This is a genomic window from Paraflavitalea sp. CAU 1676, from assembly GCF_029223285.1.
Taxonomy (GTDB): Bacteria; Bacteroidota; Bacteroidia; order Chitinophagales; family Chitinophagaceae; genus Paraflavitalea.
The window spans coordinates 284,186-299,677 of sequence record NZ_JARHUJ010000012.1 but is presented as its reverse complement, the minus strand read 5'-3'; the positions used below and the strand labels follow the sequence as shown (position 1 = coordinate 299,677).

Here is a 15,492-nt window from a genome sequence, read left to right as displayed (position 1 = left end):
CATGCGTTTAAATGGTCAAATTAGAAGGCAACTTTTAAGTTCACTCCAAAGCTGCGGGTGGCAGGCAATCCAAACACATCCACGCCCTGCAGGCCATTGTCGGTACTCATGGATATCTCCGGATCGAATGGTGCTTCGCGTTTGATGAAGAAGAGGTTGCGGCCAATGAGCGATACATTGAGGCTGCGCACGCCTTTCCATTTGAGCGGCACATTGTAACCCAGCGATACTTCGCGCAGGCGAACGGCCGTTGCATCGTACATATAGAACTCCCCGATACCCGCACGGCCACCTACTGCATTGTAATAAGTCTTGGCATCTATTTTACCTTCGAAAGGTACTCCGCTCTTGGTGCCCTTCACAAACACGCCACCATCTTCACGCGCTTTCACGGATGCTTCGCTGAAGCCGCGCAGGTCGAGTTCGGCCTGGGTGATGCTCATCACTTCGCCACCAAAGCGGCCATCGATGAGGAAGTTGAGGTCGAAGTTCTTGTAGCGAAGGCTATTGGTCCAGCCGCCGGTGAAGTCGGGATTGGGGTTGCCCACCAGTTTGCGGTCGGCGGTATTGCGCACGGGCGCTCCGTTGGCCGCCAGGGCGAGGTTGCCTTTGTCGTCGCGTGCGGCGCCGAAGGAAATGATATCGCCGAAACTGCCACCCTGCCTTACGATGGAGGCATAGGTATTATCGAAGGTGGTGAGGAAGAACATACCGGTTTCGTCGGTAACACCCGGTTCGCTCAGGTTAACCACCGTGTTCTTGTTGGCGGCGAAATTGAGTGATGTATTCCAATCGAAATCAGCACTCTTGACCGGTGCACCGGTTACCATGATCTCTACGCCGGTATTGCGTATTTGCCCCAGGTTGAGGAAGTAGGTATTGAATCCACTGCTGCTGGGTGCGGGTGTTTCGAAATACTGGTTGTAGTTATCGTTCTTATACCAGGTAAGGTCGAAGCCGAGTCGACTGCCGAAAAAACGCCATTCGGTACCGATCTCGAAGGAGCGGTTGTCTTCTGGCTTCAATGGTTTGTTGGGGAAGGCTGCGCGTACGTTCTTGATAAGACCGCCGGTAACTGGATTTACACGGTACAGTGGCGGGTTGGTAGCAAAGGAGCGCACGCTATTACCTACGTGTGCATACGACATTCTCACTTTGGCCAGGTCAACCACTTCGGGCAGGTGGGCTATTTCGCTCAATACCGCGGTTGCGCCTACCGAATAATACAGGAAGCTAAGCTTATCGGTAAAGGTGAGGGCCGATGACCAGTCGTTGCGGCCGGTGATATCGAGGTAGAACATGTCTTTATACCCCAGCGAGGCACTACCCAGTAAAGATTGCGTTTGTGAACGCAAGACAGATTGCTGCTTGGAGGCATTGCCCGATAAGATATTTTGTACACTGAAGATATTGGCGATGCTGAGGCCTTGTTTTACGCCATCTGCATTGACGGCGCCATAGGAGTCGATAAAGGTGCGGTCGGCCGTGCGCGAATCGGTGATGGAGCCGCCGAAGGTGGCTGCCAGCGACAGGTTGCTGCTGAGTTTGGTATTGTAAAACAGCAGCAGGTCGCCATAGGCTACATTGTTTTTACTGCGCTCCCAGGTAAAGCGACCGTTGAGGTCGGCGATGATGGGATTGGTGCTGGCGTGCATTTTGGAATCGTAATCATCCACGCTTACATCGTAGCTGCCGCGTGCCTGTACGGCGAGTCCTTTGGCGATGTCATAGCGCAGGGTGAGTGAGCTGAAGGCGCGGTCGCGGCTATCGTCGCGCACATTGCGGTTGAGTATCCAGAATGGATTCTGTGAGTACTCGTTGCCGAATGTGCCGGCGTCGTATTTCACGTTCCACCAGTTTTGCACCATGAGGGCGCGGGCGGGTGAAAACACTTCGAAGGTATTCTTGTAGGTACCAAAGTCCAGGTTGCGCGGGAAGAAATACACGCCTACCTGCGGGTTGTTGTACAATCCGGAGGAGGGGCGGTTGGTAGATTTTTGGCGGGTGAGGGTGACCAATCCATCTACGGTGAGCTTATCGTTGAAGAACCTGGCATTCTCACGGAAGGTGAACGTATGGCGATTGAACTTCGCCGTGGGGATCACACCTTTGTTATCAGTATTGGAATAGGAGAAGTAGGTTTGGGCTCTATCGCTGCCGGCTTGCAGCCCGATGCTGTTAATCCAGGTGATGCCGGTTTGGTAGAGCTCGTCGGAGTAATCGCCTTTTCCATTCTTGCTGCCCCAGCCGTTCTCGTTGTTGGCGCCATCCTGTCCGTAGCTGAACTGGGCTTCGGGCTTCAGCATCACGCGATCGGCGAGTATACTGCTGGCCACATTTACCCTGGCCGATCCTGCCCTACCCTTTTTGGTGGTTACGAGGATGGCTCCGTTGGCAGCCTGGCTGCCGTAAAGGGCCGCTGCAGAGGCGCCCTTGAGCACCTGCATGCTTTCGATGTCTTCGGGATTGATGTTGGAGATGGCGTCGCCACCGTCGCGGCCTGCACTGGCTGTACCGGATGACTGGCCGAATAAGTTTTCGGGTTGTGCTACCGAACTGTTGAACATGGGTATACCATCGATGACATAGAGGGGTGAGTTGTTTTGCGTACTCTTGTTGCCGCGCATCACCACCTTTACGGATCCACCGGCGCCGGAAGCACTGCGGTTGACCGTGAGGCCGGCGATCTTACCATTGAGGCTATTGATGAGGTTGGGATCTTTCACGGCGGTAAGTTCTTCGCCGGAGATCTTTTGCGTAGCATAGGTAATACTGCGGGCCCGCCTGTTGACACCAAGGGCGGTGACCACTACTTCGGTCATTTGCGAACCGGCAGCAGCCAGTTGTACGTTGATGACGGTGCGGCCGGCTATCGCAATTTCCTGTGTTGTATAACCTACGGCCGAGAATATGAGCGTTTCATTGTCTTTTACCTCGATGGAGAATACGCCTTCGCCGTTGGTGGTGGTTCCGCGCTGGGTACCTTTTACCGATACGGATACACCGGCTACACCGGCGCCGGTGGCGTCGGTGATCTTACCGGTTACCTGGTCGGCCAGGCGGTTAGCAATAAGCCGTGCTTGTTCGTCCTGCGCACTACCGTTGGCAGTACCATCTGTTTTGGCGGTCTCTTTGGAGGGGAGTATGACAAAAGTTTTGTCGTTCACTTTCTTGTAGCGCAGTCCGGTGTTCTCCAGGATCTGGTTCAGTATCTTCTCCACATCGGCATGGTCTTTCTTAGCCGGGTTCACCAGCTTTTCGCCCAGCGATTCATCGGAGAAGAGGAAGTAAACGCCTTTTGTTTTATTAAGTTCCTTTAAGACTTTGAACAATGGTTGCTTTGAACTGGAATCTTCCGGCTTCCTGTTGGGCTCGGCCTGTTGAGGCGATTTTTGTTTTCCGGCTGCATAGGCATAGCTGTCCTGTGCATTTACTACCGGAGGGATTAACAATTGCAACCCCAGTAAACAGCCCAGTAGTTTTGGTTTTATGTGATCAACTCTCATAATACAAACCTTTTTGTTAATAGCAGTTTAGTTAGTGATTGTTACCTGTGATCCATGGCATGGGATACCCTCCTGCTTTCCGGAGCAGCAGGAAAACATCCTGTTGTGTGACTGGACATCGCAGCGGGGGGCGATGCACCTTCCACCAACGGCCTTATTCTACGATTACTCGTGTATGACTAATTCGTTACTTTTTTTGAGGTACGTGCAGGTGTATGACCTTTGTCGGACAGCGAATCTGAAATGATGATCTCCTTGTTTTCCCGTACTTCGACCTGTAGCTCGAAGGCTGTTTCCAATGCTTTCAGGAGAACGTCGAGGTTATCATTCATCATGATCCCGGTGATGAGTCTGTCGCCGATCTCATCATCGGCCAGGGTGATCTTTACGCCGTACAACTCTTCGATCTGGTGAGCCGCGGTGCGCAGGGGTGTCTTTTCGAAATATAGTTTCTTCTCTTTCCAGGCAAGTATATTTTCTTCTTTGGCTGTTTTGATATCGGGCTGCTGGTCATTGATGTCGACGAAATCGCCGGGCTTCATCTTTATCTCCTGTCCATTCCGCAACTGAAGGGTTACGCTGCCTTCGGTGAGCATTACGTTGGTTTTACCTGCGCGATTCATCACATTGAACTGGGTACCTGTTACCACTACATCGAAGCGATCGGTGTGTACAATAAAGCGTGCTTTGGAAGGTGTTTTGGCTACATGAAAAAAAGCTTCTCCTTTCAACCATACTTCGCGGGAGCTTCCTTTCTCAAAACCATTGTGGTAGCTGATCTCACTATTGGCATTGAGCATGACGGTAGAACCATCGGGCAGTTGTTGTTTACGGATCTCACCATATGCTGTTTGCATCGATGATGGCTTTGCCAGACGGCTATTGAATACATAAAGGCCTGCGGTGACCAATACAATGGCTGCGGCGGCGGCCCACCACCAACGGGAGGTGTTGCGTTTCATGGGCACAACGGGTGCTGCTGGTGCAGTTGACAGGCGATCCATGAGCCTTTGTTCAGCAGCATTGATCTGTTGAATGGGTAGCCCCTGTTCTTTAATCACCAGTGCATCCATGTACTGGCTTGCTTCCTGAACGAGTGGCCTCAGGGCAGGATCGGCAGCGATGCGTGTTTCCCAGGATTGGCGGGCGGTTTCATTACCGGCCAGGTACCAGGCCTGGAAGTCCTCATCGGCAATAATATCTTCTACTGTAGAAAACGATTGTTCCATAGATCAGCTTGTTTCCGTTTATAAGTGTCTGGTCTGAAGAGTTTGTAATGCCAATTTTAAAAATATTTTTCCTAACGGTTGATTTATTACGTTTTTACCGCTAGCTTACGTTTGCTCGCTATTCAACGAATGCCAGAAGGACTGATTGACCATAACCAAGACATTGACTGTTGGCAAGCCTTCATTGAAGGTAACAGGGAGGCTTTGGGCCAACTGTTCCGCCGCCATTACGCCGACCTGTTCCGGTATGGGAACAAGATATGCGCCGATACGGAGATCCTGGAAGACTGCATCCAGGAGTTATTTATAGAATTATGGCAAAGCAAGAATCCTCCCCCCAGCACCTCCGTCAAGGCTTATCTGTTGAAAGCCATTAAGTATAAACTACTCAAAGCGCTGCATAAAAGGGCCCAGGTGAAGCTCCAGGCGGAACTGCCGGAGAACCAACTTTTCGAGATGTGCCACGAAACCTTTATCATTGATAAACAGGAACATGCCGAGAAAACGGTCCGGGTGATCAATGCCCTTGCCCAGCTATCTGCCCGCCAAAAGGAGATCATCTACCTCAAGTTTTACCAGAACCTTAGCTATGAAGAGGTAAGCGATATCATGAATATCAATTACCAGGTGGCCCGTAATTTACTATCACAGGCCATCAAGACGATGAAAAAGATCCTTCAAAAGCTGCCTTTGTTGTTTTTGGCATGAGGTTACCTGCGCATTTATCAGGGGTTAAGTCCGGCAATAGCAACGGTTTGCGCAACCGGTTGCAAAAGCCAGCAATCAGCCTATTGTTTATTTTTTCATTGCGATTCTTAGAAATTGCTCTTAATTTCGTGCACTCAAATTCATTCGCGCATACAAAATTGTATCTATGAGCATGGTCGATTCGTTTGAGAAGATCCCCGTTAACATCTATTCCGATCTAAAGCAAGGTTCCAAATCAGTAGCACGTGAAATCGCCAATTTGATCCGCGCCAAGCAGGCCAAATGGGAAAAATGTGTACTGGGGCTTGCCACCGGTTCTACGCCCAAATCGCTGTACGCAGAGCTGGTACGCCTGCACAAAGAAGAAGGCCTCAGCTTCAAGAATGTGATCACCTTCAACCTTGATGAGTATTACCCGATTGACAAAGATGCTTTGCAAAGCTATAACCGCTTTATGCATGTTCAGCTCTTTGATCATGTAGACATCGAGCCGGGTAATATCCATATTCCCGATGGTGAGATATCCAAAGAGAATATCAAGGCGCATTGCAGCCAGTATGAGCAACAGATCGAAGAAGCCGGTGGTATCGACCTGCAGATCCTGGGCATTGGTAACAATGGTCATATCGGTTTCAACGAACCCGGTTCCAGCATTTATTCCCGCACACGTCTTGTAACTCTCGACAACTCTACCCGCATTGCCAATGCGTATGAGTTTGCCAATATTTCCCTGGTTCCCCGCCTGGCCATCACGATGGGCATCAGCACCATCCTGAAGGCCAAGCGCATCATCCTGATGGCCTGGGGCCCCGGTAAAGCACCGGTGGTACAAAAATCGGTAGAAGGACATGTAGACGAGCAGATCCCTGCTTCGCTATTGCAACAACACAATGATTGCACCTTCGTGCTGGATGAACTGGCGGCTGCCGAGCTGACCCGCTTCAAATCGCCCTGGCTTACGGGTGACTGTGAGTGGACGCCTGCAATGATCCGCAAAGCGGTGGTGAATGTTTCGCTGAAAGTAGGCAAGCCTATCCTCAGCTTAACCAACAATGATTACCGTGATCATGGCATCAGCGACCTCCTCGTGGAAAAAGGCGACGCCTACGAGATCAACCTGATGGTCTATTATATGATGCGCGACACCATTACCGGATGGCCCGGCGGCAAACCCAATGTGAGCCTGCCCAATCATCCCGAGCGCAGCGAGCCTTATCCCAAGCGTTGCATCATCTTCTCCCCCCACCCGGATGATGATATCATCTCAATGGGCGGCACCTTCCAGCGCCTGCACGACCAGGGGCATGACGTGCATGTAGCATACCAAACTTCCGGCAACATCGCGGTGACCGACGAGTTCGTTACCCGCTTTATGGATTTCGCGGTAGGCTTTGAAGAGATGTTCAACATCGACAGCACGAAGAGCACGGAGATCCTGCAGGAAGCCAGGAAGTACCTCAAGATGAAGAAAAAGAACCAGATCGATACAGCAGATATCCGCGCCATCAAGGGCCTTATCCGCCGTTGTGAAGCGAAAGCTACCTGCCGCTATGTAGGGCTGGGTGATAGCAATTATCATTTCCAGAACCTGCCTTTCTACGAAACCGGCACCATCGAAAAGAACCCGATGGGCGAAGCCGATGTACAGATCACCATGGAGCTGCTACGCAGGATCAAGCCACACCAGGTGTTTGCTGCGGGTGACCTGGCCGATCCGCATGGTACCCATAAAGTATGCCTCGACATCATCTTCGAATCGCTGCGCCGGATCAAGGCTGATGGCGATGAGTGGGTGAAGGACTGCTGGGTGTGGTTGTACAAAGGAGCATGGCAGGAGTGGGACATCAGCGAAATTGAAATGGCCATCCCGATGAGCCCCGACCAGGTAATGAAGAAGCGTTATGGTATCTTCATTCACCAATCGCAGAAAGACTCTGTTCCGTTCCAGGGCAGCGACAGCCGCGAGTTCTGGCAGCGTGCGGAAGACCGCAACTCCAACACGGCCAACCTGTACGCACAACTGGGCTTAACCAAGTATGCTGCGATGGAAGCGTTTGTGAGGTGGCATTATTAAGAAGGCAACCAGGCATTCCCGACATTCGTTGGGACAACGAGGAGTTGAATGGCCTTAAGAGGCAACGAGGAATACTAAGCCAATTATATACAAAACAGGATGCATCGAAAGGCGCATCCTGTTTTGCTTTAAGGTCTATGCCATTTGATTGCCCATCCATATGTGAAACAGTATCTCCTGTGGTGATCCGGGGTAACGATCCATCGATTTACAATGGGTATATCCGAGGTGCTGAGCCAATTCTTCAAATACCGCCATCGTCTCGGGCAAGCGCTTCGTTAATACTTCTTCGTTGAAATCGATGAATTTCTTGTTGGCATCCCGCGCGAATGCTATGCCATCGTGTTCAAATGAAAAGCTGCCATCCAATTGTCCTTTATTACGGAACTTCAGGGCTGTTTCAAACTTCGCGTTCACATTTTGCAGGCAGATGATCAGGTTGACGGTTTTCTTTGCTCCATAGGGGGCAAACTCGAATGCCAATGCTTTGGGCTTCTTTTTGCCGAGAACTCCATTGGCATCGCAGAGTGTTGTGAGGTGCTCCAGTGTTATCTTGTTTTCCATGTTATGGCAATGTTGTGTATTGGGTTTTAGAATAAGTAAGCTTTTTTTTTGGCTAGTTTCACAGTATATAAAAACCAACGAACACCCACAAGGGAGGATTCCTGAAGTGCCCTTATGCATGTGCGAAGCGTCAATATTGCTTCACAGAACCTACCCATTAAATAGGGTCCACTTCAGGCGCCGGGCAAATATCTACGGGTGACATTCCTAAGCATTTCGACTGACAGATCCGGCATTTGAGCGCCGGCGGGTTGCGCATGGCTGCAGGCTGTTCTACTTTGTCTCCAATTAAAACCCAATATGGACATGAAAAACAGTGCGCACCTATGTCGCACGGCATTAGTCAGTGCCGGTATCGGCCTTTTGTACCTGACAGCCTGCAACAAGCATGACAAGCCGGAACCCGCCGACAACATACCGGTCATTACCAGTTTCTCCCCAGCTGAAGCAGCTGAGGGCGCCACGGTGGTCATCACCGGTAAAAACTTCTCCCCCGACAAATCTTTAAATGCAGTGAGCTTTAATGGTAAAGCAGCCACGGTTATTGAGGCCAAAGCTACGGAGCTGTCGGTGACGGTGCCGGAGGAGGCTACGAATGGCAAGATCACGGTAAAGGTGGGGGACGAGTCTGCTACTTCAGCCATGGACTTCAAAGTAAATGCTTCGGCGCCATCCATTACCAGCTTTACGCCCGACCAAGTTGATATCGGTTCGGATGTGACCATCACGGGCACGCGCTTTCTCAATACCAGTAAAGTATACTTTAATGGTACGCAAGCCACCAACGTTACCTTTGAGAGCAAAACCACTTTACGTGCAAAGGTGCCGACCGGCGCCACGACAGGTAAACTAAAGGTGATCAACGGAACGCTGGAAGCCATCAGCGCCACCAGCTTCTACCTGCGACCATCGATCACCAGCTTTGCACCGGAGAAACAAGAAGAAGGCAAAGTGATCACTATTGAAGGCAACAATTTCAGTACAGAGGCAGGAGGTAACAAGGTAAGCTTTGGTACCGTTGAAGCCAGTGAAGTAACGCCGGTGTCGGCTACGCAAATCAAAGTAAAGGTGCCTGCTGGTGTTAACATGAGTGCAACTATCAAGGTCAACGTGCACGAGTTGGAAACTTCCAGCCCCGGCGTCTTTTTTCTGTTACCAACAATCATTTCCTGCAGCCCGGATCATGGAACAAAGGGAGCTTACGTAACGATTACCGGCAAAAACCTCTCTCCGGATGCAACTGTCTATTACAACAATACCAATATTACCCAGTTCGAGAGCGACCGTTCCACGACAAAGATCACCTTCAGGCTACTTGCCGACGCGGTAGAATCAAAGATCACGATCAAACAACACAACGTTTCTATTGAGGCAGGCACTTTTATGACCACCGACATGCCGGTTAAAATAAGCCGTTCTCCTTTCACCAATAACCGGTACAGACTGGAAGGAATAAGTTTTGTTGCCAATAACAAGATCTATATAGGCTGGGGACTTGATGGAAATACCAATGCACTTATAAATGAAGCATTCGCTGCCTATGATCTTACTACACAACAATGGTCACAGTACGTGCTGCCGCCGGCAACCATCGAAGGAAGGCGGTATGCGGTGGCCAGGGAACTCGGCGGAAAGGTCTATCTCGGAACGGGCTATAATGGTGTGGCCAGACTAGATAGCTGGTATCGGCTGGACCCTGTTACCAATACCTGGACAACGATGGCAAAGTTCCCCACCCCTTCTATAGGTGCAAGCCTGGAGGTCATCAACAATAAACTCATTATGGGGTGCGGTTCCACTGAATCCTCAAAAATGTACGAATTTGATGAAAGTGGTACGGGCAGCTGGACGGAGAAAATCAATATGCCTATCGCGATGCAGCACACTGCTTCTTTTGTATTGAACAACAAATTGCATGCAGGTGTGGGTGGCACGCCCGCAGGCTTACGAGAGCAGACAATTTATTCGATCGATGGCGCTGGCGTTGTAACCCCAGAAACCAGATTCCCCGGCGAATTTGGCATTGCAACCAGCTTTGTATATAAAGGCAGTGTTTATCTCATTGAGTACACTGGCAAAATGTACCGGTACCGCCCTGATGCGCCTGTTCAATGGCAGATTGTTGGAACGGATTTTCAAACAATATTCCGTGCGCATGTCATCAACAACAAGGTATATCTTATCAGCAAATATGACGAGGTGTTCGAATATGTTCCAGACTTTTGACAACCTAATTACTTTGTCAAACAAAGGGAGTTTGACTATCAGCCAAAAGGCCGTCTTCTAGGGAAGATGGCCTTTCATTCTATTCGTTCAAAGTCTATTTTACGGCTATGCTTTCTTACGTCCGCCGAGGTTGGGTAGCAGGGCAGTTATGATGCCAATAAGTGGTAGGTAAGCGCATACGCTAAACACATACTCAATGCTGGTAGCGTCGGCGAGTTTACCCAGCAGTGCAGAACCCAATCCTCCCATACCAAAAGCAAAGCCAAAGAACAATCCAGCGATCATGCCTACTTTACCGGGCACCAGTTCCTGCGCATATACCAGGATGGCAGAGAAGGCAGATGCGAGAATGACACCGATGATACCTGAGAGCACGGCTGTCCAGAACAGGTTGACATGCGGTAACAAGAGTGTGAATGGTGCTACGCCCAATATCGATATCCAGATGATGTATTTACGTCCGAAGCGATCACCGAGCGGTCCGCCCAGCAGGGTACCTGCTGCTACTGAGCCCAGGAAGATGAACAGGTAGATCTGTGACTGCTGTACCGACAAATGGAATTTATCGATGAGGTAAAAGGTGAAATAGCTGCTCATGCTGGCCATGTAGAAATACTTGGAGAAGATGAGTACGAGCAGGATTGTGATAGATACCACTACACGTGATGTTGACAATCCATTACTGACCACTTCCCCACTCCCCTTCTTTGCGGTGCGCTTGATGAGGTGATCCCGGTACCATACAGCGATCTTCGACAGGATGATGATGCCGGCGATGGCGGCGATGCCAAACCAAATGGCATTGGATTGTCCATGGGGTATGATAATCGCGGCAGCGAGCAAGGGCCCGATGGCGCTGCCTGCATTACCACCCAATTGAAAGATCGACTGCGCCAAACCGCGTTTGCCACCGGAAGCGAGGTGCGCTACACGCGATGCTTCGGGATGGAAGATCGATGACCCGACACCTACGAGTGCTACTGCGGCGAGGATGGCATAGAAGCCGGTGGCCATCGACAGCACAATGAGGCCGGCAAGGGTAAAACCCATGCCGATGGCCAGTGAATAAGGCTTGGGATATTTATCGGTGTACTGGCCTACGAATGGTTGCAGCAGGGAGGCCGTGATCTGAAAAGTGAAGGTGATCAACCCGATCTGTGAGAAGGTAAGGTTGAGGTTGGTTTTGATCAATGGATAAATGGAGGGGATCACCGACTGCAACATATCGTTGAGCAGGTGAGCGAAACTGATCGTAAAAAGTATAGGAAATACGGTGGTGCTCACTGTCGCCTTCGGAGCGGCGGCTGTGGTAGTTGTGTTCATATTGCTGTATTGTGATTAGGTCTGTTCAATGTATTATGCGGTAATGTGACCATTGATGCGGGCGGCAAAATGCCAGGCGCGTTTGGGGTCTTTATCGATGATGCTGTTCAATAGCTCTTTATGCAGTCGCATGGTTTCGATAAATGGTGACGTATCCTTGAAGCGGCTGAGGAAGTCATTTTTGATGCGCGCCGAGAATGATTTGTACAGATCGGCGAGTATCGCGTTGCCGGAGGCGTCGGCGATGGCATTGTGGAAGTTGATATCGGCTTCTACGCAGGCGGCGATGTTTTGATCGTTGGCGGCCTGTTCACGTTCGTTGAAATGCCGGCTGATCTTTTCAACGTCTTTGTCGGTACGGTGATCAGCTGCTTTTTCGGCAATCTTCATTTCGAGCAGCTGGCGCACTTCGTTTATATCGGGCAGGTCGGACCGTTTAAGGCGCTGGGCCAATGGTTCGCCTATGCCGGTATTGTCGGCCACGAAGGTGCCGACGCCTTGCTGTACGCGCAGGAGCCCGGAGTTGACGAGGAGCTTGATGGCCTCCCGGATGGAGGAGCGGCCAACGCCAAACTGCTGCATGAGCTCGGGCTCGATGGGCAGCTGGTCGCCGATCTTGTACTGCCCGGACACTATTTGCTGTTGTATACGTGCGGCTACCTCATCGGCGAGGGAGCGGCGGGAAATCCCTTGATCCATAGTCATCAGATGATATGATGAGTCAAAGTTAGGGGAATCACTGTAGCCTAAGGGATTATTTCCTGAATAGGAAAATTTTAATCCAGGAAAACGCGTCCAATTCGTCCGTCCAGGCTACTTATTTCGTATATTTAAAGTAGGGCTAAAAGCCTTTCGTGGCCTGCCTTTTGGCAGCATTTACCCGATTTCATGAATGCCAACCGATATATGATGTTAATCAGTTGTCAACCCGGTCAGATGGCCGGGTTGCTGCTTGATATGGGGCAGGCTTCGGCTGCTCCCGGGCTGGAGGTGGGCTGCTTTTAGGCTGCTTCTACCCTGCTTTTGGCTACGATTTACCCATAAGTTAGCCGGGAGTTCCTCACTACCTACTCCGGCCCTGATGCGGCGGGGATGAGGCCGGCATCAGGTGGGGATCCCGGGGTGATCAGACGAGCACCAGGCGACCAACCGGGAGCATTTGGCAAAGAATCAAGCATTCTACGGTGAGCTACCTTACGACCATCCCTGAGCAAATGCCCGGGGATCAGGCTTTCAACATTGGGCTACCTGGCGACCATCTTGCAGCACAGGCAGACACGGGCCGCCTGTACTTCTTCCTCTTCAATCCGGCTATTAAGCCCCTTCTTATCTGGCCCCAAGCTTTCCTTTCTTTATCGTTCTTCCACTGAGCTACACCTGCAATCGTTTGTGTGATCTTTTAGCAGAAACCAACTACGTATACCCCCTTAACGTGCCATGGCGGACTATACTTCTATCACCAGGGAGTGTTGGCCAAGCAGAGCAGGGTCTGGCGATCCTCGATGCTCACTATTAAATCAACAAATATGAAACAATCGGTTACACTACTTCTGCTTGTTCTGCTTGGCTGTCTGCCGGGATTCGCCCGCCAGGAAAACGCAGCCCCTTCCATGCACCTCGTCTATTCATTTCCTGCCGATGCCGTGGTCAAGATCCATAAGATCAAGATCGTTCAATCGGCCATGGCTTCTTATTTCTCCGTACACAATTTCGCGGGTGGCTATTCTGGTTTACAGCAAACACCTGATGTTTCTTATTCCACCCCCAATATCTTAATTGCTTCGTTGTGGGATGCGAATACGGCGACCGGCGATTACTCTACCGTTGCTTACAGCGCACCGACGACCATCACCAGCCGCTTTGGCGGGGAAGGCGATGGCTGGAAGACCATTAACCCCTACAGCTGGTCGTTAAATACCTGGTACAATCTGGCCGAGCGTTCGTGGAAGTCGGGCGGCAAGATCTATATCGCCACGTTTATTCAAAATATCAGTACTGGACAGTGGTTTCATACCAGCACCCTATCGCGTACCGCTTCGAGCAATTACCTGGGCAGTGGCATGGACGCTTTTCTTGAAAACTGGACTGGCTATGGTGCTACCACCGATGGTCGGTTTATCCGAAAAGCGTTCTTCAAAGATGCCTGGAACCTGAATACTTCGGGGGTTTGGCAAAAGTCGACCGGCAGGTATGTTTCTGCCAATCCTGGCGACGCCTACCGGAATGGCATTTACCATTGGGCTTTCAATGCCGGGTTCGATGCGGGTGAAGATGCTTATTTTATGCAACATGGCGGCAGCACGACGCCATCGGCGGATTTTGCGGGCGGACGTACACTAACCCTCCCTGTGCAAACCAACCAGGGCAGTTCCCCTACTCTTACCACCGGTGCGGTTACGGCTGTGACTGCTTCGTACGCCAACAACCAGGTAAGCGTGTCGTGGACTAACAGCGCTACGGTGAGTCCGCAGTGGATCTCTACAGTAGAAGTGGTCAATAGCAGCGGCACGGTAGTTTCAACCGCCACAGATACGGTGCCCGAACGCAGAAGCCGTGTTATCTCCACCAGTTTGCCTGCAGGCTCTTATACGGCGCGGGTAACCATCAGGGACATATACAATCAATTGTCTGCCGCGGTTTCGTCTACTTCTTTCACGGCAGGTGCCGCCACCACTTATTATAAGATCAAAAATGTCCATAGTAACCTCTTTATGACGGTAGAGAACAATGGCACTGCCAACGGCGCTTATATCGTGCAGGCCAGCAGCAGTACCAATTATGCCCAGCAATGGAGTATCGTTACCACGGGTACTACGTCTGTGCTGGTGAACCGGCTCAGCAACAGGAGTGTTCATGTACAAAATGGCAATGCCACCTCGGGCAACAATGTGGTACTGTATGACAACAATGGTTCGAATCCGGAGAAATGGACTTTGACAGATGCGGGCAGCGGGAAGAAGCTAATCCAAACCAACCTATCGGCCACCCTGGTCATCGACAATCCGGGTAGCAGTACCACCAGCGGCACCCGCCTCATCCTGTACACCAAAAACGGCAGCACGGGAACACCTAATCAGCAATGGTTGCTGGAACCCGTGGGAAGCGGGTTACGCGTGGCTACCAGTCAGGCCGCTGACATCAAACCTTTCCCTGCCGGAAAAATCTTCCTGGTGGCTGGTACACCTGGCAGTACCGGACTGATCATCCGCTTCGGCCCTTCGGAGCAAGGCAAGAAGGAGCTGAACATTTATGATCAGGCGGGCAGGAAGGTGAGATCGGTGGTCACCAGCGATCAGCAGGTTACACTACCAGCCGACGCTCTCCCCAAAGGTGTTTATTTTATCAACTATAAGGGAAAGGCTGAAAAGATCGTGTTATAAGCAGCGGACTTCTGGTCTACCGGCTTTCGAGGACACTGCCGGATTGGGGGAATTCTTGATCCACCTGCGTTCTGCTTTACTGGCGGACCGGGGATTCCTTATCTACCTACGCTCGGCCTCACTGCCGGATCTGTTCGATCCGGCAGTTTTCTTTTGAATTCCTGGTCCCGAACGAGTGCTATGCTACCGGCCAATTTATCCAGGTTTTGTTTATGGGTTAATTGCCAGGCACTGTCTGCGTAAGCTACAGGGCCTCCATGTGTACACCCCAACACTATAGTTTCCCGTTATCAATCTACCCAAACTCCCATTGCGTATATAAAGTAGCTGCAGTAAGGTAGATTTTTCTCGTTTTCGCTTATGGAAATCGGCCCTTTTTGCATCCTATTAATATCGGCTCTATTTATGTTCCTATAAAACTACTTGTATGGCAAAACTTCAGCCGGATGGCAGTTTATCGGGTTCTCTTGGAGGCGCTACCT

At 50.9% G+C, this 15,492-nt stretch carries 9 protein-coding genes; 4 read left to right on the top strand and 5 right to left on the bottom strand.

What is annotated here, in order from left to right; genetic code table 11:
• Window positions 1-20: 20 nt before the first annotated feature.
• Both P2H89_RS33330 and P2H89_RS33325 read right to left on the bottom strand, forming a co-directional pair.
• Window positions 21-3,506 (bottom strand): SusC/RagA family TonB-linked outer membrane protein, encoded by a 3,486-nt coding sequence (locus tag P2H89_RS33330; protein ID WP_275835501.1) that lies wholly within the window; start codon window positions 3,504-3,506, stop codon window positions 21-23.
• A 179-nt stretch (window positions 3,507-3,685) separates the two neighbouring features.
• A complete protein-coding gene (locus P2H89_RS33325) occupies window positions 3,686-4,735 on the bottom strand; it encodes a FecR domain-containing protein (RefSeq protein ID WP_275835499.1) in 1,050 nt (349 codons plus the stop codon).
• Window positions 4,736-4,939: 204 nt separating this feature from the next.
• On the opposite strand from P2H89_RS33325, the gene P2H89_RS33320 reads away from it, so the two are divergent.
• Together P2H89_RS33320 and nagB are read left to right on the top strand one after the other, a co-directional pair.
• A complete protein-coding gene (locus P2H89_RS33320) occupies window positions 4,940-5,443 on the top strand; it encodes a sigma-70 family RNA polymerase sigma factor (protein WP_275835497.1) in 504 nt (167 codons plus the stop codon).
• Between the two features lie 166 nt (window positions 5,444-5,609).
• On the top strand, window positions 5,610-7,517 hold the full coding sequence (gene nagB / locus P2H89_RS33315; protein ID WP_275835495.1) for a glucosamine-6-phosphate deaminase: 1,908 nt from the start codon (window positions 5,610-5,612) through the stop codon (window positions 7,515-7,517).
• A gap of 135 nt (window positions 7,518-7,652) precedes the next feature.
• Here the strand turns inward: nagB and P2H89_RS33310 are convergent, their stop codons facing one another.
• Window positions 7,653-8,081: a hypothetical protein gene (locus tag P2H89_RS33310; RefSeq protein WP_275835493.1), complete on the bottom strand. Its 429-nt coding sequence runs from the start codon at window positions 8,079-8,081 to the stop codon at window positions 7,653-7,655.
• Window positions 8,082-8,387: 306 nt separating this feature from the next.
• Here P2H89_RS33310 and P2H89_RS33305 point away from each other — a divergent pair, with 306 nt between their 5' ends.
• A complete protein-coding gene (locus tag P2H89_RS33305; RefSeq protein WP_275835491.1) occupies window positions 8,388-10,307 on the top strand; it encodes an IPT/TIG domain-containing protein in 1,920 nt (639 codons plus the stop codon).
• 105 nt (window positions 10,308-10,412) lie between these two features.
• On the opposite strand, the gene P2H89_RS33300 is transcribed toward P2H89_RS33305, so the two are convergent.
• Together P2H89_RS33300 and P2H89_RS33295 are read right to left on the bottom strand one after the other, a co-directional pair.
• Window positions 10,413-11,630: an MFS transporter gene (locus tag P2H89_RS33300; RefSeq protein WP_275835489.1), complete on the bottom strand. Its 1,218-nt coding sequence runs from the start codon at window positions 11,628-11,630 to the stop codon at window positions 10,413-10,415.
• Between the two features lie 33 nt (window positions 11,631-11,663).
• The gene (locus tag P2H89_RS33295; protein ID WP_275835487.1) at window positions 11,664-12,329 is read right to left on the bottom strand and encodes a FadR/GntR family transcriptional regulator; all 666 of its coding nucleotides are present in this window, start codon (window positions 12,327-12,329) and stop codon (window positions 11,664-11,666) included.
• A gap of 827 nt (window positions 12,330-13,156) precedes the next feature.
• On the opposite strand from P2H89_RS33295, the gene P2H89_RS33290 reads away from it, so the two are divergent.
• Window positions 13,157-15,010, top strand: a complete 1,854-nt coding sequence (locus tag P2H89_RS33290) for an RICIN domain-containing protein (RefSeq protein ID WP_275835486.1) — start codon at window positions 13,157-13,159, stop codon at window positions 15,008-15,010.
• Window positions 15,011-15,492: the final 482 nt, after the last annotated feature.